This window comes from Rhodococcus sp. KRD197 (assembly GCF_017168235.1).
In the GTDB taxonomy this organism is placed as follows: Bacteria; Actinomycetota; Actinomycetes; order Mycobacteriales; family Mycobacteriaceae; genus Rhodococcoides.
Genome location: NZ_JABFAO010000011.1, coordinates 400228 through 419174, shown reverse-complemented (window position 1 = coordinate 419174; position 18947 = coordinate 400228). Strand labels below are relative to the sequence as shown.

Genomic DNA, 18947 nt, shown 5'->3' with positions numbered 1-18947 from the left:
TCAAGCGGTTGCGCGTCGCAGTCCTGTCCAGCTTGCTATAGCGAAGAGTGCGCTCAGTGCGAGCGGGATGGCACCCAGGAGCAGCACGGTCGGTGTCTCGATGAAGAAGCGGCCGACCGCGGGCCACCACTGCTGCCACGACACTACGATCACAGCGCTGCCCACCACCACGAGCGCGGCCAGACCGGTGGCCAGGATGCCGGTAACGCGGTAGCGCTGATAGACAACGCCCAAGGCCATGCCGACGGAGGCGACGAGCAGCAGTGTCGTGAAGATTCCGAGCCATTCCAGGAACGGATTTTCGGTGGCGTAACGGAAGGGGCCGAACATCCGAGATTTCACTCCGAAGCCGGCAGTAGCGTTTTCGAGCGCAGACAGCACGACTACCAGTGTCGCAAGCAGTGCCGATTGTACGGTTCCGACCAGCGCGGTCGCTCTGAAGAACTCTTTGCGAGTCACACTGATACCGAGAGCGAACGGGAAGGTCTGGGTCACTGCCTGCAGGTAGAAGCCCACTGCGAATCCGTACATCGAGAACATGCCTCCGGTGAAGTTGTACTCGTTGTCGGTCTCGGGGAGGAGCGCGAACAACGTGTAGCTCAGCGCGAAGGCGATGACGAGCACACCTATAGGCCAGCCGATGATCAACGGCCACGCGGTGAGGTGCAGTCGTGCGACATCGAGTGTGCGTTTCATGAAGCCGACTCCTTCGCGGTGGTGTTTCGAACGATCAGTTGTTGCAGTGACAACGGTTCGACACCGAGTCCGAGGGCTGTCGCTCGGGTGCGTTCGTCCAGCGAGAGTGCAGAGTCGATACTGACCCGTGCGAGCGACCCCAGCGAGTCTCGGTGTAGCACTGCACGTCCGCCAACGAACTGCTCGACTGCGCTCGCGGTGCCGGAGACCACGAAAGCGCTTCGCCGCAGCTCGTCCGCATCGGAGTCGATGACGATGCGACCTTTGTCGATGAGGAGGACGTGTTCGATCAGATCGCTGACCTCGTCGATCAGATGAGTGGACAGGATGACGGTGCGGGGGTTCTCGGCATAGTCGGCAAGCAACCGGTCATAGAACATGTGCCGTGCGACGGCGTCGAGTCCCAGGTATGGCTCGTCGAAGAATGTCAGTGGCGCGCGTGAGGCCAACCCGATGACGATGCCGAGTGCGGATGTCATGCCGCGCGAGAGTTTCTTCACCTTCCGAGTGGTCGGTAGATCGAAGTCGCGCATCAGTTCGTCTGCGAAATCTCGGTCCCAGTGTGGGAGAAGCCTTGCGGAACAATCGAGTACGTGTCGCACTCTGAAGTCATCGGGGAACTTTTGGCTTTCGCCGATGAAGCAGATGTCAGCCAGCGCCGAGCGATTCTCATAGGGCTGCATTCCGAAAACGTCGATGTTGCCGGTGGTTTGACGACACTGCGCGGTGAGGAGTTGCATCAACGTGGTCTTGCCGGCGCCGTTGCGACCGAGCAGACCGTAGATCTTGTCGGCACGGATGTCGAAGCTTATCTCGTCCACCGCGGTGAAGTTTCCGTACGACTTGGTCAGATTGCGCGCGGATGCGATGACGGGCGCGTCGTCGACCAGGGTGAGGTCGTGACGATCGGTCATGATCTTTCCTCCCAGGTATCGAGCATGGTCTTGAGCTCGTCGACGGTCATGCCGAGCTTGTTCGCTTCTGTGATCAACGGCTCGATGTATTGCTTGGCGAAATCCTCGCGACGGCGGAAGCGGAGTGCATCCGAGGCGCCGGTGGTGACGAACATGCCGATTCCTCTTCTCTTGTAGAGGATTCCGTCGGCGACGAGTTTGGCGAGGCCTTTGCCTGCTGTCGCCGGGTTGATTCGATGGAAGGCAGCCAGCTCGTTCGTCGATGGAACTTGCGCCTCGTCGGCGTAGGTGCCGTCGATGATCGAGTTCTCGATCATTTCGGCGATCTGTACGAAGAGAGGTCGGCCCTCGTCGATCAAGTCGATCGCCATGAGACTGTTTGGCTACATGGTTCCTTACTCATGTAATTAACCATAGAACCTGTCCATCGGCTGTGCAACTCCATGCCGGCTATCGAGGTGGAGGCGGGTGGTGCAGTAGCGTCGAGGCCATGGACCACAAGCAAGTGACGACCCGAGACGGGAGCTGCTCGCTGCGTATCGCAGGGCCGGATTCCAGGCACGCAGTGCTGATGCTTCCGGGACTGGGTGACCCTCCCGACCTGTACGACGGCGTCGCCGAGCGGCTGCACAACTCGGATCTCAAAACCGTTGCCGTGGAAGATATCGCAGGCCTGGACCACAGTGCGGTGCTGGCGGTCCTGGACGAGTTGTCGCTGCCATGGGTCCACCTCGTCGGCACCGACGAGGGCGCTGAGCTGGCATGGACACTCGCGGCGCGGACGTTCGGCAGAATCGCCAGTCTCGTCGTCTGCGACCGCGGCCATCCGGCCGTCGCAGACCAGAACGGCCTCGTGCTCGCGGCAGACTGCCCGCCGGTCGAGCTTCCGACGACGATTGTCGTCGGAAATTCGCTCGGACGCGCGGTCGCCGACAGCAGCGGCCGTCTCGTCTACGGAGACTTCCGCGTGGTTCAGCTCGACGGCGTCGGCAAGGTTCCGGCCGATGCGACGGCGGAGCTCGCCACCGAGATCGTTCTTCGCACCAGTCCCTGGTGACGAGCCGCCGAGCCTCGTCGGATATCGAGCCTCGTCAGATATCGAGGCCCAGTAAGGCGTTCTCCACTACCTCCGGCAGACCCGGATGGATCCAGTACTGACCACGGGCCATCTCGGTTGCGGTCGTTCCGAAGCTCATTGCCTGGATGAGGGGCTGCAGAACCGTCGGGGCCTGCGCGCCCATGACGTGCGCGCCGAGAATGCGGCCGGTCTTCCTCTCCGCGATGATCTTGCAGAAGCCCTCGCGATCCTCCATGGCCCAGCCGTACGCGACGTCTCCGTAGGACTGAATTTTCACCGTGATGTCGAGGCCTGCCTCGAGGGCCTCGTCCTCGGTGAGGCCGACAACAGCGATCTGTGGGTGCGTGAACACAGCGGCAGGCACGAATCGGTGATCGAACGCCCGAAATCGAGAGGTGTCGTCCCACTCGCGCTGAAGCAGGTTGTACTGCACCACGCGAGCTTCGTGGTTGGCGACATGCTTGAGCTGGTGCTCCGAGGACACGTCCCCGACCGCGAAGACGCCTTCGGCGGTCGTGCGCCCGAACTCGTCGACGACCACCCGTCCTTCGTCGTCGAGTTCGATGCCGCCGGCTTCGGCGCCGATGTGGTCACCGTTCGGCACACGACCGATTGCGACGAGCAGTGCGTCGCCGAGAACCCGCGTTCCGTCACGCAGTTCGAGGCCGACTCGGTCACCCTCGGAGACTGCCAGCGCCTCGCCGGAATTGAGGTGGACGTCCCAGTTCTTCTGTGCCAGTTCGGTAAATCTGTTCGAGATGTCGGTATCGAGCCCACGTAGGACGTTGTCCTTGCGGGCGACCATCGACACCTTCGAGCCCAGCGAGCCGAACACGTGCGCGAACTCGGACGCAATGTATCCGGAACCCAGGATGACGAGGTGCTCGGGCAGCGAAGGCAGGCGCATCACGTCCTCGTTGGTGTGGAACGCGACACCGCTCTCGCGTACCTGCTCCGGAACCACCGGTCGGGAACCGGCGGCCACGACGACCTGATCAGCTGTGATCACCTCACCGGTGCCGGTGTCGATCGTTCTCGGGCCGACGAACGATGCGTGGCCACGGAAGAGCGTGACGTTGTCACTTCCGGTTTCGCGATAGTTCTCCCCGCCGGCGGAGATAGGGTCTATTCGGCCGAAGACGCGGTCGACGATATCCGTCCATCTGACCTTCTCGATGGTCGAATCGATCCCGTACCGAGCCGATTCGCGAATGGTCTGCGCGACCTCAGCCGCGTAGACGAACATCTTCGTCGGAATGCACCCGACATTCAGACAGGTGCCGCCGAACGGGGAATGCTCCTCGAACAGAGCAACCTTCAGATCGCCGAATCGCTCGTCGGGAATGGAGTTGCCGGAGCCCGAGCCGATGACGGCGAGATCGAAATGCCTGTATTCGCTCATCGAGCGGTACCCGTTTCGTTGTGGTCCTTGCCCGATTCGCGTTCGATGTGGGCGCTGCGATAGAGCCAACCCAGCCATTCGTCGACCTCTTCGAATGCCCGAGTTCGCGGGATCTCCTGGGAGAGAAACACATCGTGCCGTGCACCTTCGATCGGTACGACGGTCGTTCGATCGCCCAAGCACCCTGCCCACCGCGCGATCTGGCGCACGTCGAGGACGGCGTCGGCGACATCGACTCGCGAGCTGTACTTGCGCGAGAAATGCGTGACCTTCGAACGCAGGATCAGCGATGGCACGCCGATGTCGAGCCCACGATGCAATGCAGCGTGACCCTGTCGAATGGCGCGGATCCAGCCGAACGTAACGGGGAACCCGGCGAGTGGCTTCCAATCCAGGTTGTATTCCCATTCGCCGAAGTGATCCTTGGCGAGGGAAAGTCCATAGGTGTCGAGGCCCTGTCCGGGTACCGGAGCCTTGGCCCTGACGCGTCCGATGACGTCGATTGCCGTGGTCCCGACGGTTCGCATCGCTGCGGGGCCCTGCAGGTCGAACCACGGGCTGTTGAGGATGACGCCGTCTATCCCCATTGCCGCAGTGCCCCCTTCACGCCGATTGCGCCTGTCGAGCCACAGCGGGAGGATGAGTCCTCCGGTCGAGTGAGCGGTGAGAACCACCGACCCCCCGCCGGTGTCTGCGCGAACCAGCGCTAGAGCCTCGTCGAGTTCGGCGTCGTAGATCGCCAGATCCGTTACGAAGTGCGGTGTCTGCCCGGCACGTAGTGAACGGCCGCACTTGCGGAGATCGAGGGCGTAGAACGCGAAGCCCTGCTCGGTGAAGTGTTCGGCGAGGTGCTGCTGGAAGAAGTAGTCGGTGTATCCGTGGACATAGATCACCGCACGCCCGGCGGGTCGAGCGTCGGCCGGCTGGTAACGGACCAGCGTGGCTTCGACCTGCCCCTCGCCGTCCGGGTCGTCGCCGAGTGGGATGGTTGTCTGTTCGTAGCCGTCGCCGAGGACATCGGGCACCCAGGTAGTCACAGATCACAACTGTAGTTGGCAGTTCGGCGATGCCGTGAGGAGCACAATCGAGGCAGTGCATTTCGCGGGCGTTTCACGGGGCTTTTCACGGGGGTCGGGACGGGTATGTACGGGCGGGTAACGTAACCGCTACCTGAAGCAGAACTCGGCAACGAGTACTCACGGACAAGGAAGTCGAATCTCCAGTGTCAAACGAACAGCGTTCCAACGAAGAGCAGGTCAAACGGGTCAAGACCGACGTGGTTCTGGTCGGCGCCGGAATCATGAGTGCCACTCTGGGCGCGTTGTTGCGGCAGCTCGAACCTGAATGGTCGATCGATGTGTACGAGCGACTCGACGCGGCCGCTGCAGAAAGCAGTGACGCATGGAACAACGCCGGCACCGGCCACTCGGCCCTGTGTGAGTTGAATTACACCCCGCAGAACAAAGACGGTTCCGTCGATATCTCGAAGGCGCTCAACGTCAACGAGCAGTTCCAGGTCTCACGTCAGTTCTGGGCGCACAGCGTCGACTCCGGAATCCTCAGCGATCCGAAGAACTTCATCAACCCGATTCCCCATGTCAGCTTCGTGCACGGTGAAGAGAACGTGAAGTACCTGCGTGCCAGGTACGACGCGCTTGCGACGAACCCACTGTTCGAGGGTATGGAGTACATCGCCGATGCCGACGAGTTCACCAGGCGTTTGCCACTGATGGGCCGCGGCCGCGATTTCAGCGATCCGGTTGCTCTGAACTGGAGCGACAAGGGCACCGACATCGATTTCGGTGCCCTCACTCGCCAGCTGCTCAACTACCTCGCGGGTGCAGGCGCAACCGTTCACTTCGGTAGCGATGTCCGAAACATCTCCAAACAGTCCGACGGCACCTGGGATGTCAAGGTCGCCAACCTGCGCACCGGGGCGAAGAAGACCGTCAACGCGAAGTTCGTCTTCGTCGGTGCGGGCGGGGGAGCGCTGCACTTGCTGCAGAAGTCCGGCATCGAGGAGATCAAGGGATTCGGCGGCTTCCCGGTGAGCGGTGAGTGGTTGCGCTGCACCAATCCTGATCTGATTTCCCAGCATTCTGCGAAGGTGTACGGAAAGGCGTCCGTCGGGGCGCCGCCGATGTCGGTGCCTCACCTCGATACCCGTGTCATCGGCGGCAAGCCGGGCCTACTGTTCGGGCCGTACGCTGGCTGGTCACCCAAGTTCCTCAAGCAGGGCAAACTCACCGACCTGCCCAGTTCGATCAAGCCGGGCAACCTGATGTCCATGTTGGGTGTCGGTGTCACCGAGCTCGGATTGGTCAAGTACCTGGTATCCGAACTCGCTCAGTCCGAGGCCGCTCGCGTGGAGACACTGCGGGAGTTCGCACCGACGGTGCTGGGCAAGGATTGGGAACTGGTTTCTGCCGGCCAGCGAGTGCAGGTGATCCGCAAGAAGGGGCGCGGCGGCGTCCTCGAATTCGGTACCGCAGTCATCAACGCCGCTGACGGCACCATCGCCGGCCTGCTCGGTGCATCTCCGGGTGCGTCGACGGCCGTGCCTGCGATGCTCGACGTGCTTCAGCGTTGCTTCGCTGACCGCTACGACGGGTGGCAGCCCAAGCTGAAGGAGATGGTCCCGTCGCTGGGCAAAAAGCTCGCCGAGGACCCCGCGTTGTTCCGCGAGGTGTTCGACTGGACCTCCGATCGACTGCTGCTCGACGAGTCGACTCAACTCGCACAGCCAACCGGCGTGTGATAGCAACAGTTGATGACTACGCAAGCGGCTGCCCTCAAGAGATCCTGGGCTCTGGATCTTTCCAACAACACTCTGTACGACCTGTTGAAGCTGCGTGTCGAGGTGTTCGTCGTCGAGCAGGCGTGCGCCTACCCTGAATTGGACGGCCGTGACCTGCTCGCCGAAACCCGTCACTTCTGGCTCGAGCGCAACGGTGAAGTCGTCTGCACTCTTCGGCTGATGGAAGAGCACGACGACGGTGAGAAAGCGTTCCGCATCGGGCGTCTGTGCACCCAACGTTCCGCTCGCGGTCAGGGTCACACGACTCGGATACTTCGCGCGGCGTTGGCGGAGGTCGGGGAAGCACCGTGCCGGATCAACGCGCAGAGTTACCTCGTCGACATGTATGCCAAGCACGGATTCCAGCCGGACGGTGAGGAAGTGCTCGAAGACGGCATTCCGCACACGCCTATGCGCCGCGGCGGCGGTACGCCCTGGAACGAGTCTTAAGACAGCACGAACGAAGCCGACGCGGGGAAGTCCTGTGTGAATCAGGCGCGGTCCCGCCACTGTGTACGAGTGCACCGATACGTTCACTCGAAGCCAGATCACCGCTCGGTCTCGTAGAACACGGCGCGTCGCCCTCGGCGTGGCCGACACCGTCCCGGCGCGGAAACCGGGTTACGAAGGAGTTTTTGTGCAGCAGGGCAGCGGTTCATCCAGCGACCGGGGTTCATCGAGAGTCGAGGCGGCACCGCAACCGGGGTACCCCTTCAGTGCGATAGTCGGCCAGGATCAACTGCGTTTGTCGTTGATCCTGTGCGCGGTGCACCCCGGTATTGGTGGCGTTCTGGTGCGCGGGGAGAAGGGCACTGCCAAGTCCACGGTGGTGCGCGCGCTCGCCGCCCTGCTGCCCGCCGTGGAGGACGGCGATGGGCCTCGACCGGCTCGACTCGTCGAACTACCGGTCGGCGCAACGGAGGACCGCGTCGTCGGTTCCCTCGATTTGGAGAAGGTGCTTCGGGACGGTGAGCGGGCCTTTCAACCGGGTCTGCTCGCCGCGGCCCACCGTGGTGTTCTGTACGTCGACGAGGTGAACCTCCTGCACGACCACCTCGTCGATGTGTTGCTCGACGCCGCGGCGATGGGCCGCGTTCACATCGAGCGTGACGGTGTCTCACATTCGCATGCGGCACAGTTCGTCCTCGTCGGAACGATGAACCCCGAAGAAGGTGAGTTGCGTCCGCAGCTGCTGGACCGGTTCGGTCTGGCCGTCGATGTGAGGGCTTCGCGGGAGGTCGACACACGGATGGATGTCGTGCGTCGGCGGTTGAACTACGAGCGCGATCCGTCCCGGTTCGCGGCCGCGTATGCCGATGCGGACGCCGACATTGCGCGCAAGATCCTCGCTGCCCGAGCAGCTCTCGACGCGATCGAGCTCGACGATATCGAGCTACGCCGAATCGCTGCCCTGTGTGCGGCGTTCGACGTGGACGGGATGCGAGCGGATCTGGTCGTCGCGCGAACGGCCACAGCCCACGCAGCATGGCGTGGATCGGACAAAGTCGAAGAGTCCGATGTGCGCGTCGCAGCCGAGCTCGCCCTACCGCACCGCCGCAGACGGGATCCATTCGACGAGCCTGGCATCGACGAACAGGCGTTGGACGACGCCATGCGCGACGCCGCTGAGCAGGCAGAGTCCGAACGCCCCGACCCGACCGAGCCCGACCCTGACCCGACCGACCCGGATGGCGGCGGCGCTCCGGACACCGACTCCGATGGTCCGCAACCCTCGACCAGTAGCGACCCAACCGCCAGCGACCCAGCCAGCAGCAAGTCAGAGGACAGCGACCCGGAGCGGAGCCGAGCGCGGGAGAACAACGCCGGTGCACCGGCCAGCGAATTCAGGGCCAGGTCGATGGAAATACCCGGTGTCGGTGACGGCGCGCCGGGGCGCAGATCCCGCTCTCGCTCGACTCAGGGGCGAGCGGTTCGCTCGACCACCGAGCGCGGCAAAGGACTGCACCTCGTCGGCACCCTGTTCGCCGCCGCGGAGGAACAGGTCGCCAGGGGTCGCACGTCCGGCCGATTTCGGCTGGAGCCGGCAGACCTGCGTGGCGCGCTGCGTGAGGGGCGCGAAGGAAATCTCATCGTGTTCGTCGTGGACGCATCCGGATCCATGGCCGCGCGGGATCGTCTCTCCGCTGTGACAGGGGCGGTGCGCTCACTGCTACGCGACGCCTACCAACGTCGAGACAAGGTTGCAGTAGTCACGGTCCGGGGCCGGGACGCGGACCTGGTGCTACCCCCGACCTCCAGCGTCGATGTCGCGGCCACGCTCTTGCGTCGGATGAAGACCGGCGGCAGATCACCGCTCGCACAAGGGTTCGTCAAAGCTCGCGAGGTGGTGTTGCGCGAGAAGGTCCGCGATCCGTTGCGCCGAGCGCTGGTGGTCGCGATGACGGACGGTCGAGCGACCGGCGGCGTCGACCCGGTCGGTCGCGCGCGAATCGCGGCAGCTCGACTCGCCGCCGACGGTGTCGCGTCGGTCGTCGTCGACTGCGAATCCGGCATGGTTCGACTGGGACTTGCCGCCGACTTCGCCCGTCACCTCCAGGGCGGCTACGTTCGACTGGCCGACCTTTCGGCGGAGCAGGTTGCTGCCGTCGTTCGCGCCGCGGCCTGAGGGGGTTTGCACGATGCCACAGGGAGTGCCAAGTCCGGGATCGGTCCCCGACGACGGACTGACGACGCGACAGCGCCGAAACCAGCCGATCTTGGCCGTCCACACCGGTCCGGGTAAAGGGAAATCGACCGCTGCATTCGGGATGGCTCTACGGGCGTGGAACCAGGGTTTCGACGTTGGAGTGTTCCAATTCGTGAAGAGTGCAAAATGGAAGGTCGGCGAGGAGGCCACGTTCGCATTGCTCGGTGAGCTGCACGAGAGCTCCGGGGTCGGAGGTGCCGTCGAGTGGCACAAGATGGGCGAGGGTTGGTCGTGGACCCGCAAGAAGGGGTCCGAGGTCGATCACGCCGCGGCCGCAGCCGAGGGGTGGGCGGAGATCGCCCGACGACTCCAGGACCAGACGCATCGCTTCTACGTCCTGGACGAGTTCACCTATCCGCTGAAATGGGGCTGGGTCGACGTCGACGAGGTTGTCGATGTACTGACACATCGCCCAGGGAATCAGCACGTCGTCATCACCGGCAGGGACGCCCCGCAAGCACTGATCGACGCTGCGGATCTGGTCACCGAGATGAGCAAGGTCAAACATCCGATGGATGCGGGCCGCAAAGGTCAGCGCGGAATCGAGTGGTGACTCCGAACGCGCTGAACGCGTCGCCGCCCGCTGTCGTGATCGCGGCCCCGGCGTCGGGAAGCGGGAAGACGACGGTCGCGACCGGGCTGATGGGTGCGTTGCGCGCTGCGGGTCATCGAGTGGCGCCCTTCAAGGTGGGGCCGGACTACATCGACCCCGGCTACCACGCGCTGGCCACGGGTCTGCCCGGACGCAATCTCGACGCGGTCATGGTTGGGGCCGATCGCATCGGTCCACTGTTCCTGCACGGCAGTAAGGGCTGCGACATCGCGGTCGTCGAGGGTGTGATGGGCCTCTTCGACGGCAAGATCGACATGTCCGGCGGCGGCGCAGCTTCGGCAGAGGGGTCCACCGCGGCGATCGCGTCCTCGATCGGCGCACCTGTTGTACTCGTCGTAGATGCTCGCGGTCACAGTCAATCTCTCGCCGCGGTCCTGCACGGTTTCTCGACCTACGATCCTTCCGTCCGTATCGGCGGGGTCATCCTCAACCGGGTAGGCAGCCCACGCCACGAGGAGGTGCTGCGGCAGGCGTGCGAGCGGGTGGGTGTACCCGTTCTGGGATCGCTGCCGCGGATGTCCGAACTTGCTGTGCCGTCCCGGCACCTCGGGTTGATCACCGCGCTCGAGCACGGCGGACGCGCGGCACAGGCCGTCGACGCGATGGCGGACCTCGTGCGCGAGCACGTCGATCTGGGCGCTGTACAGGCACTCGCCCGGTCCTCGGTCACGGGTTCTGCGTGGGATGCCGAGGCCGAGATCTGCGATCACAGCAACTTCTCACCCGTCGTCGCGATCGCTGGCGGCCCGGCCTTCACCTTCGGGTACGCCGAGCATGTCGAGTTGCTCCGGGCGGCTGGAGCGGAGGTCGCGGTCTTCGATCCCTTGACCGACGCGTTGCCCGAGCGCACGGCTGGCATCGTCGTTCCAGGTGGGTTTCCCGAGGAGCACGCAGAAGCTCTGGCAAGCAACGGTGAGCTGCTACAGGACGTGCGGGCGCTCGCGGGCCGCCAGATTCCGATTCATGCCGAATGTGCCGGGTTGCTGTACCTGTCCCGTTGCCTGGACGGTCACGCCATGGCGGGCGTGATCGACGTCGACGCGCGATTCGGCTCGCAACTCACGCTCGGCTACCGAGATGCGGTTGCGCTCGAGGACTCGGTGTTGTTCGAGGCAGGCGAGCGGGTGACCGGCCACGAGTTTCACCGCACGATGTTGGTCGAGACAGGTACCGAGCATGCGACGCCTGCCTGGGGATGGCGCAACCCCAGTGCGACTGCCGTGAAGCGCACCGTGCGGGAGGGATTCGTTCAGGGGCGAGTTCACGCCTCGTATCTGCACACGCATCCGGCGGGAAACCCGCGATCAGTGAGTCGATTCGTCGAAGCCTGTGCCCGCTTCGCCGCAGTAGAGAGCTGACCGGGCCGATGGTCGACCGGGTCGTCGTCGGTCTGGGGGCCACGTCCTCCGCAACTGTCGACGACTGCCTCGAACTCGTCCGGCGAGTCGTTCGTCCCGAATGGGTGGTGGTCGAGGTGGCAACTCTCGCCGGCAAGGAAGCGTTGATCGGGCCCGTCGCCGACGCGCTGGGGGTGCCCTGGTCGGCGTGGACCGCCGAGTGTCTCGACCGAGTCGAGGTGCCGAATCCCTCGGCGCTCGCTCGCGGGGTCACCGGAACGTCGAGTGTCGCCGAGGCGGCGGCGTTGCTCGCGAGCAAGGGCGGCCGCCTCATGCTCGGGAAGGTCGGCGGCCGAGCGGTGACGATCGCCGTTGCTTGCACAGCAGACTAGAACACGTTCTAATGTCTCATGCGCTACGGATTGGTCTTGTTCACCTCCGATCGCGGCCTCACCCCCGCTGCGGCGGCCGCCGCAGCGGAGCGTCACGGCTTCGACTCGTTCTACGTGCCCGAGCACACCCACATGCCGATCGAACGAGAGGCTGCGCATCCACGAACCGGTGACACCTCACTACCCGACGACCGGTATGCGAGGACGCTCGATCCATGGGTGTCGCTGTCCATGGCCGCAGCGGTGACCTCCCGCATCGGTCTTGGTACCGCCGTGGCGATCCCGGTCGAGCACGACCCGATAGCGTTGGCCAAGACCATCGCCTCACTCGATCATCTCAGCGGTGGGCGCGTGCGTCTCGGCGTCGGATTCGGTTGGAACACCGACGAGCTCGCCGATCACGGAGTGCCGCTCGGGCGCCGCCGCACCATGCTCCGCGAATATCTGGAGGCGATGCGCAGCCTGTGGTCGGACACCGAGGCGCACTACGAAGGCGAGTTCGTGAACTTTCGTCCCAGCTGGGCCTGGCCCAAACCTGCTCAGGGCAAGTCGATTCCGATCATCGTCGGTGCTGCCGGGACCGACAAGAACCTCGCGTGGATCGTACGTAGTGCGGACGGGTGGATGACCACACCGGGGGAGAAGGACATCGCGGAATCTGTGCTGCGCCTGCGCGCACTGTGGAGTGATGCCGGGCGAGCGGGGCAGCCGGAAATAGTCGTCCTCGACGCCGCACCGAAAGCGGAAAGACTCGACCGATGGCGTGAGCTCGGGGTCACCGAGGTGCTGTACGGCATTCCGGACAAGTCCGATGCCGAGGTTCATGCGTACCTCGAGCGTCTGGCGGAGAAGCTGGCGCAGAGGTCGTAGTAGGGGCACTGTGTGAACAATGACGTCCTCACCCCTCGTGCTGGGTCCGCTGGTTCGCTACGTCGGTGCGCACGACGCGAGTTTCTGGTTCGAGTTCGATGCACCGGGAACGGTCCGGGTTCGCACCGACATCGGTGTTGCCGGCGAGGCCAAGACCTGGGGAATTCACGGTCACCACTATGCGCTGGTCGCGCTGACCGGCTTGCCTCAGAACACCGCACTCGATTACGAGGTCACGTTCGACGGCGCGAATGTCTGGCCGAAGCCTCCGGAGACGGCATCGATCCACACCGTCGACCCCGACGGACCGGTCACCCTCGCCTTCGGGTCCTGTCGACGCGGTGACAACTACAGCGACCAATCGCTGCAGCGCATCGGCGCCGACGCACTGGCCGGCCTGGGCAATCGGATGGCGACGCAGGATTCCAGCCGATGGCCACAAGCGTTGCTTCTCCTGGGCGATCAGGTCTATGCCGATGATCCGTCTCCGGAGATCCTCGAGCGCCTTCGTGCACGCCGCGGGGCGGGGCATGGCCCCGACAGTGTCCGCGGAACCGATGCAGAGGACGAGATCTGCGACTTCGAGGAGTACTCGTGGCTCTATCACGAGTCGTGGGGCGCCGAGCCGGTGAGAAAACTCCTGGCGAGCGTGCCCTCGTGCATGATTCTCGACGATCATGATCTCCGCGACGACTGGAACAGTTCGGCGTCCTGGCGAGCGGACATCGAAACGAGGTCCTGGTGGAAAGACCGCGTCGTCGGCGCGTTCACCTCGTACTGGGTCTACCAGCACCTGGGCAACCTTTCGCCCGCCGAGCTCGTCGAGGACGAGTTGTACGCGGCCGTGCGATCGGCGGCCTCGGACACCGAACGTGAACAGGTGCTCGCCTCGTTCTCCCTTCGAATCGATGCCGAGCCCTCCACCGGCCGGTGGAGTTTCTACCGCGACTTCGGCGACACCCGGCTGATCATGATCGACTCTCGATGCGCGCGGAACCTGGATCCGAACAACCGAGCCATGGTCGATGCCAGGGAATGGGCCTGGGTGCGAGAACGCGCTCTCGAGGCGTCACCGAAGCACCTGCTGTTCGGGTCGTCGTTGCCTTACCTGATGCTGCCCGCGCTGCATCATCTCGAACAGTGGAACGAGGCGGTGGCACAGGGAAGTTGGGGTAGAGCGGCCGCTCGGGTGGGGGAGAAGTTGCGGATCGACCTGGACCTCGAGCATTGGGCTGCGTTCGGAAATTCGTTCGCCGACATGGCGACGCTCACTCGTGAGCTCGCGCGCGGCGAGGATGCTCCCGCGAGCATCCTGTGGCTTTCCGGTGATGTTCACTGCTCCTACGTTGCACGGGCGGAGTTCGGAGTCGGTGGCGATGTGCCCGCTACCTACCAGTTGACGATGTCACCGTTCCGAAATCCCCTCGAACTACCCATCAGGGCGGTCAACCGACTCGCGATCAAGAGACCGATGGCGCGCGCGATGGCCGCGCTGGCTCGTTCGGCGAACGTCGCACCGACCGAGATGTCCTGGAAAACCGAGGCAGGTCCGTGGTTCGACAACGGCGTCATGCTGCTCACCACCGACCGTGATTCTGCGGCGCTTCGGGTCGAGCATGCGTTCGTGAACGCCGCTGGAGTACAGACACTCACGACCACGTGCGAAATGCGATTGACCTGACTGACATAGTTGGTCGGTGTGGCGCACCTCGAACTGACCGACATCGATTACTTCCTTCCCGATGGGCGGCAACTGCTCAGCGGAGTGGGGTTTCGTGTCGGTGACGGCGCAAAGGCGGCGCTCATCGGACCCAATGGAACTGGAAAGACCACGCTCACGCGCATCGTTGCCGGAGACATCGAACCGGACGACGGGGCCGTCACTCGATCCGGTTCACTCGGTGTGATGCGTCAGTTCGTAGGCCAACTGAGGGATGATTCGACGGTTCTCGACTTGCTGCTGTCGGTTGCATCGCCGGCCGTGCGGTCGGCAGCGAAAGCCCTCGACGACGCCGAGAATGCGATGATCGAGGCCGACGACGAGAAGACGCAGATGAAATATGCTGCTGCGCTGTCGGATTGGGGCGACATCGGTGGGTACGACCTGGAACCGTTCTGGGACAAGGTCACCACGGCCGCACTCGGTATGCCGTTCGACAGAGCAAAGTGGCGAGCGGCGTCGACGTTGAGCGGCGGCGAGCAGAAGCGATTGGTGCTGGAGGCATTGTTCACCGGCTCGGACCAGCTGCTGTTGCTCGACGAACCCGACAACTACCTCGATGTACCCGGGAAACGGTGGCTCGAGAGAACCATCCGCGAATCCGACAAGTCCGTGCTGTTCATCAGTCACGACCGCGAGCTCATCGCCGCCGCGGCGACGCGCATCGTCACCCTCGAACCCGGCATCAACGGTGCGACATCGTGGGTGCACGGTGGGGGATTCGGCACCTATTACGACGCTCGCGAGGACCGCAACGCTCGGCTCGACGAACTACGTCGTCGGTGGGACGAGGAGCGGGTGAAACTGCGTGCGCTCGTGCTCCGCCTCCGGGAGAAAGCGAAGTTCAACGACGGTGTCGCGGCCCGCTATCACGCTGCTCAGACTCGACTCGCTCGATTCGAGGACGCGGGACCACCCGAGGCCGTCCCGGTGAAACAGAAAGTGACCGTCCGGTTGCACGGCGGTCGTACGGCCAAACGAGCGCTTGTCTGCACAGGCCTCGAGCTGACCGGTCTGATGAAGCCGTTCGACACCGAGGTCTGGTTCGGCGACAGGGTCGCCGTGCTCGGATCCAACGGCTCCGGCAAATCGCACTTCCTGCGCCTACTCGCCGCCGGCGGCACGGATCCCGAGCGGGAGCACGAACCGGTGCAGGAGCTGGAGCTCGAGCCGGTTCCACATACCGGCCAGGCAGTACTCGGTGCCAGAGTTCGGCCCGGTCTCTTCGCTCAAACCCACACCCGACCGGATCTGACGGGGAACAACCTGCTCGACATCCTGCATCTCGGAAACGAGCACCGCGACGGGATGGGCCGTGAGGCAGCCAGCCGTGCCCTCGATCGGTATGGACTCGCCCTCGCCGCCGAGCAGCTCTACGACAACCTGTCAGGGGGTCAGCAGGCGCGCGTTCAGATCCTGCTGCTCGAACTGTCCGGAGCGACAATTCTCCTGCTCGACGAACCGACCGACAACCTGGACTTGCTGTCGGCCGATGCACTGCAGGACGCGATCGCCGCGTTCGAAGGGACCGTGATTGCAGTCACTCACGATCGCTGGTTCGCCCGCAGTTTCGACCGATTTCTCGTCTTCGGGTCGGATGGCCGGGTGTACGAATCGAACGAGCCCGTATGGGACGAAACGCGCGTGCAGCGTTCACGGTAGCGTTTCCTACCGTGCATGAGACTGAAACCGATGCGACTGAATCGCCCTACCTCGTCGGCCTGAATCTCTCGGGCAGGCGTGTGGTGGTGGTCGGTGGCGGGACCGTCGCGCAGCGCCGACTTCCCTTGCTGATCTCGTCGGGAGCGCTGGTGCACGTCATCACGCGCGAGGCGACACCGGCCGTCGAAGCGATGGCCACAGCCGGGCAGGTGACGATGGAACTGCGGGATTATGCCCCCGGGGACATCGACGATGCGTGGTACGCCATCGCCTGCACCGACGAGGCCGACACGAACGCCGCCATCGTCGCCGAGGCCGAAGAATCCAGGATCTTCTGCGTTCGTGCAGATATCGCCCGCGACGGCACAGCCGTCACCCCTGCGTCCGCAGAATACGACGGTCTGACGCTCGGCGTCCTCGCCGGGGGAGCGCACCGACGTTCGGCGGCCGTACGTAACGCGGTCCTCGAAGCGCTGCAGTCGGGCGTGATCACCGATTCCGCGCACGCGCCGTTGACCGGGGTGGCTCTGGTGGGTGGAGGGCCCGGCGACCCCGACCTGATCACGGTGCGCGGACGTCGGATGCTGGCATACGCGGACGTCGTGGTGACCGACAGGCTTGCGCCACCGGAACTGCTCGCCGAGCTCGGGCCGCACGTCCAGGTCATCGACGCATCGAAAATTCCGTACGGTCGCGCGATGGCGCAAGAAGCGATCAACCAGGCACTCGTCGACGGGGCGAGAGCGGGCAAATTCGTCGTGCGACTCAAAGGTGGCGACCCCTACGTGTTCGGGCGCGGTTACGAGGAGCTCGAGGCGCTCACCGCCGCCGGAATCCCGGTGACGGTGGTTCCCGGAATCACCAGCGCCATCTCGGTGCCGTCCGCGGCGGGTGTGCCGGTCACGCACCGCGGCGTCACGCACGAGTTCGTCGTCGTCTCCGGCCACGTCGCGCCCGATCATCCCGATTCGCTGGTCGACTGGAACGCGCTCGCCAAGCTCAAGGGGACAATTGTGCTGCTGATGGCGGTCGAACGCATCGAAAAATTTGCGAAGGTACTCATAGACGGTGGCCGCCCCGCGACGACGCCGGTGCTCGTCGTTCAGGAAGGGACGATGCGTACCCAACGTGAGGTACGCGCGGATCTGACGACGGTTGCGCGCAAGGTCAAGGACGAGGGCATCAGGCCGCCTGCCATCGTCGTCATCGGGACCGTTGCTGGTTTTTCGGTGGACTCTCGGTAACGTGAACTTCCATGCCTGACCACTCCCAGCCCGCAGCGCGCGAAACGCAGATCGTCTACCCGGTAATGACCAGGGCATTCGGTCTCGCCATTATCGTGCTGAGCGGACTTCAGCTCATGGTGGTTCTCGACGGCACCGTCGCCAATCTCGCGCTCGCACCTCTGCAAGCCGATCTCGGTCTCAGTGATGCTGGTCGCAACTGGGTGCTGACGTCGTACGCCCTCGCATTCGGCGGTCTCATGCTCCTCGGTGGGCGGTTGGGTGACGCGTTCGGACGCAAGAAGATGTTCCTCACCGGCGTGATCGTCTTCACGCTCGCATCGCTGCTGTGCGGGTTGGCGTTCAACGAGGCGACCCTGGTCGGTGCACGTGCCCTGCAGGGAGTGGGGGCGGCGATCGCCTCACCGACCGCGTTCGCGCTCGTGGCCACCACGTTCGCGCCGGGGCCCGTCCGCAACCAGGCGATCGCCATCTATGCCGCGATGACCGGAGTCGGTTCCATCGCCGGATTGATACTTGGCGGCGCATTGACTCAGGTGTCCTGGCGCTGGATCTTTCTCATCAACGTTCCGATCGGTGCGATCATCGTCGTTCTTGCGGTGGTGTCACTCAAGGAGACCGCCGGGGTGCGCCTCCCGCTCGACTTCCCGGGCGCCGTACTCGGCACGCTGGGATGTACCGGTGTCGTCCTGGCGTTGAGTGAGGGGACAGAACTGGGTTGGCTCAGCCCCGTAGTCGTCGGTTCGCTCGTCGCAGGGCTGGTCTTGCTGGGACTGTTCCTGGCCGTAGAGCGCAGGGCCGAAAACCCGTTGCTTCCGTTCTCGTTGTTCGCCGACAAGGATCGTGTGGCGACATTCGTGGCCATCTTCTTCGCCGGTGGCGTGATGTTCTCTCTGGCCGCGTTCGTCGCCCTGTTCGTGCAAGACATTCTCGGCTACAGCCCACTCAGTGCAGGTCTCGCGTTCGTGCCCTTCGCCTTCGGTCTCGGCGCAGCGGCATTCATCACTTCCAAGCTGGTGGTGCGAATTCAACCGCGCTGGCTCGTGATGACCGGCGCCGCGATCATGGTCGGCTGGCTGCTGTTCTCGGTACTGACGATGAACGCGGATTCGTCGTACTTCCCCGGCATCTTCTTCCCGGTCATCGGTATCGGGTTCGGCGTCGGCATGGCGTCGATACCGCTACCGCTGTGCGCCATCGCCGGGGTACCCGCCACCGAGATCGGGCCTCTCACCGCCATCGCGCTGGTGGCTCAGACGTTGGGTGGGCCGGTTGCGCTCGCAGTGGTCGGTGCACTCGCCACCTCGCGCACGCTTTCACTCGGGGGCATCGCCGGACCCGCCAACCTCATGAACGACGCCCAACTGGGCGCCCTCAGTTCCGGATACATGTTCGCGCTGTTCTGTTGCGCGATGTTCGCCCTTGTCGCCGGACTCGCCGCATTCTTCATCCGATTCACCCCACAGCAGGTGGCCCAGGCCCAGGCCGCGCAGGAGGACGTGCAGTCGGTTTGAT

The 18947-nt window shown here is 64.2% G+C and carries 17 protein-coding genes and 1 riboswitch; of the genes, 12 read left to right on the top strand and 5 right to left on the bottom strand.

Annotated elements, in window-relative coordinates; all coding sequences use genetic code 11:
• From J1M86_RS17760 to J1M86_RS17750, 3 genes are read right to left on the bottom strand one after another with little or no spacing between them, the layout of a single operon-like run.
• Positions 1-696, bottom strand: coding sequence for an ABC transporter permease (locus tag J1M86_RS17760; RefSeq protein ID WP_206510834.1), 696 nt, complete (start codon positions 694-696; stop codon positions 1-3).
• A complete protein-coding gene (locus J1M86_RS17755; RefSeq protein ID WP_206510833.1) occupies positions 693-1610 on the bottom strand; it encodes an ABC transporter ATP-binding protein in 918 nt (305 codons plus the stop codon). The genes J1M86_RS17760 and J1M86_RS17755 overlap by 4 nt, the downstream gene beginning before the upstream one ends.
• Positions 1607-1969 carry a GntR family transcriptional regulator gene (locus tag J1M86_RS17750; RefSeq protein WP_206511101.1) on the bottom strand — a complete coding sequence of 121 codons (363 nt, stop codon included), beginning with the start codon at positions 1967-1969 and terminating at the stop codon, positions 1607-1609. Before J1M86_RS17750 ends, J1M86_RS17755 begins: the two co-directional genes overlap by 4 nt.
• 131 nt (positions 1970-2100) lie before the next feature.
• Here J1M86_RS17750 and J1M86_RS17745 point away from each other — a divergent pair, with 131 nt between their 5' ends.
• Entirely contained in the window at positions 2101-2667 is a 567-nt protein-coding gene (locus J1M86_RS17745) for an alpha/beta fold hydrolase (protein WP_206510832.1), read from the top strand.
• 34 nt (positions 2668-2701) lie between these two features.
• Here the strand turns inward: J1M86_RS17745 and mtr are convergent, their stop codons facing one another.
• Entirely contained in the window at positions 2702-4090 is a 1389-nt protein-coding gene (gene mtr / locus J1M86_RS17740) for a mycothione reductase (protein WP_206510831.1), read from the bottom strand.
• On the bottom strand, positions 4087-5127 hold the full coding sequence (locus J1M86_RS17735) for an alpha/beta hydrolase (protein ID WP_206510830.1): 1041 nt from the start codon (positions 5125-5127) through the stop codon (positions 4087-4089). Before J1M86_RS17735 ends, mtr begins: the two co-directional genes overlap by 4 nt.
• 185 nt (positions 5128-5312) lie before the next feature.
• Here J1M86_RS17735 and mqo point away from each other — a divergent pair, with 185 nt between their 5' ends.
• The 11 genes from mqo (at position 5313) to J1M86_RS17685 (ending at position 18946) form a co-directional block, all read left to right on the top strand.
• Positions 5313-6848: a malate dehydrogenase (quinone) gene (mqo, locus tag J1M86_RS17730; RefSeq protein ID WP_206510829.1), complete on the top strand. Its 1536-nt coding sequence runs from the start codon at positions 5313-5315 to the stop codon at positions 6846-6848.
• A gap of 12 nt (positions 6849-6860) precedes the next feature.
• The gene (locus tag J1M86_RS17725; RefSeq protein ID WP_206510828.1) at positions 6861-7337 is read left to right on the top strand and encodes a GNAT family N-acetyltransferase; all 477 of its coding nucleotides are present in this window, start codon (positions 6861-6863) and stop codon (positions 7335-7337) included.
• Positions 7311-7462: riboswitch (cobalamin riboswitch) on the top strand. (Overlaps the previous gene by 27 nt.)
• Positions 7463-7608: 146 nt before the next feature.
• Entirely contained in the window at positions 7609-9513 is a 1905-nt protein-coding gene (locus J1M86_RS17720; protein WP_307786690.1) for an AAA family ATPase, read from the top strand.
• A 13-nt stretch (positions 9514-9526) separates the two neighbouring features.
• Complete coding sequence (gene cobO / locus J1M86_RS26445; protein ID WP_075840223.1) at positions 9527-10147, top strand: cob(I)yrinic acid a,c-diamide adenosyltransferase; 621 nt, start codon at positions 9527-9529, stop codon at positions 10145-10147.
• Entirely contained in the window at positions 10141-11565 is a 1425-nt protein-coding gene (locus J1M86_RS17715; protein WP_307786669.1) for a cobyrinate a,c-diamide synthase, read from the top strand. The genes cobO and J1M86_RS17715 overlap by 7 nt, the downstream gene beginning before the upstream one ends.
• A gap of 8 nt (positions 11566-11573) precedes the next feature.
• Entirely contained in the window at positions 11574-11936 is a 363-nt protein-coding gene (locus J1M86_RS17710) for a cobalamin biosynthesis protein (protein ID WP_075840105.1), read from the top strand.
• Between the two features lie 18 nt (positions 11937-11954).
• The gene (locus J1M86_RS17705; RefSeq protein WP_206510825.1) at positions 11955-12806 is read left to right on the top strand and encodes an LLM class F420-dependent oxidoreductase; all 852 of its coding nucleotides are present in this window, start codon (positions 11955-11957) and stop codon (positions 12804-12806) included.
• 19 nt (positions 12807-12825) lie between these two features.
• Positions 12826-14487: an alkaline phosphatase D family protein gene (locus J1M86_RS17700; protein ID WP_206510824.1), complete on the top strand. Its 1662-nt coding sequence runs from the start codon at positions 12826-12828 to the stop codon at positions 14485-14487.
• 18 nt (positions 14488-14505) lie between these two features.
• Positions 14506-16188: an ABC-F family ATP-binding cassette domain-containing protein gene (locus tag J1M86_RS17695; RefSeq protein WP_206510823.1), complete on the top strand. Its 1683-nt coding sequence runs from the start codon at positions 14506-14508 to the stop codon at positions 16186-16188.
• Positions 16189-16199: 11 nt separating this feature from the next.
• Positions 16200-17432 (top strand): uroporphyrinogen-III C-methyltransferase, encoded by a 1233-nt coding sequence (gene cobA / locus J1M86_RS17690; protein ID WP_206510822.1) that lies wholly within the window; start codon positions 16200-16202, stop codon positions 17430-17432.
• 65 nt (positions 17433-17497) lie between these two features.
• Positions 17498-18946, top strand: coding sequence for an MFS transporter (locus J1M86_RS17685; protein WP_206511100.1), 1449 nt, complete (start codon positions 17498-17500; stop codon positions 18944-18946).
• Position 18947 lies beyond the last annotated feature (1 nt).

Excerpts from the sequence above, each read along its gene's own strand:
- J1M86_RS17725 (WP_206510828.1), top strand. The coding sequence starts at position 6,861 with ATGACTACGCAAGCGGCTGCCCTCAAGAGATCCTGGGCTCTGGATCTT.
- cobO (WP_075840223.1), top strand. The coding sequence starts at position 9,527 with ATGCCACAGGGAGTGCCAAGTCCGGGATCGGTCCCCGACGACGGACTG.
- J1M86_RS17700 (WP_206510824.1), top strand. The coding sequence starts at position 12,826 with ATGACGTCCTCACCCCTCGTGCTGGGTCCGCTGGTTCGCTACGTCGGT.
- J1M86_RS17710 (WP_075840105.1), top strand. The coding sequence starts at position 11,574 with ATGGTCGACCGGGTCGTCGTCGGTCTGGGGGCCACGTCCTCCGCAACT.
- J1M86_RS17760 (WP_206510834.1), bottom strand. The coding sequence starts at position 696 with ATGAAACGCACACTCGATGTCGCACGACTGCACCTCACCGCGTGGCCG.
- J1M86_RS17755 (WP_206510833.1), bottom strand. The coding sequence starts at position 1,610 with ATGACCGATCGTCACGACCTCACCCTGGTCGACGACGCGCCCGTCATC.
- J1M86_RS17685 (WP_206511100.1), top strand. The coding sequence starts at position 17,498 with ATGACCAGGGCATTCGGTCTCGCCATTATCGTGCTGAGCGGACTTCAG.
- mtr (WP_206510831.1), bottom strand. The coding sequence starts at position 4,090 with ATGAGCGAATACAGGCATTTCGATCTCGCCGTCATCGGCTCGGGCTCC.
- J1M86_RS17745 (WP_206510832.1), top strand. The coding sequence starts at position 2,101 with ATGGACCACAAGCAAGTGACGACCCGAGACGGGAGCTGCTCGCTGCGT.
- J1M86_RS17705 (WP_206510825.1), top strand. The coding sequence starts at position 11,955 with ATGCGCTACGGATTGGTCTTGTTCACCTCCGATCGCGGCCTCACCCCC.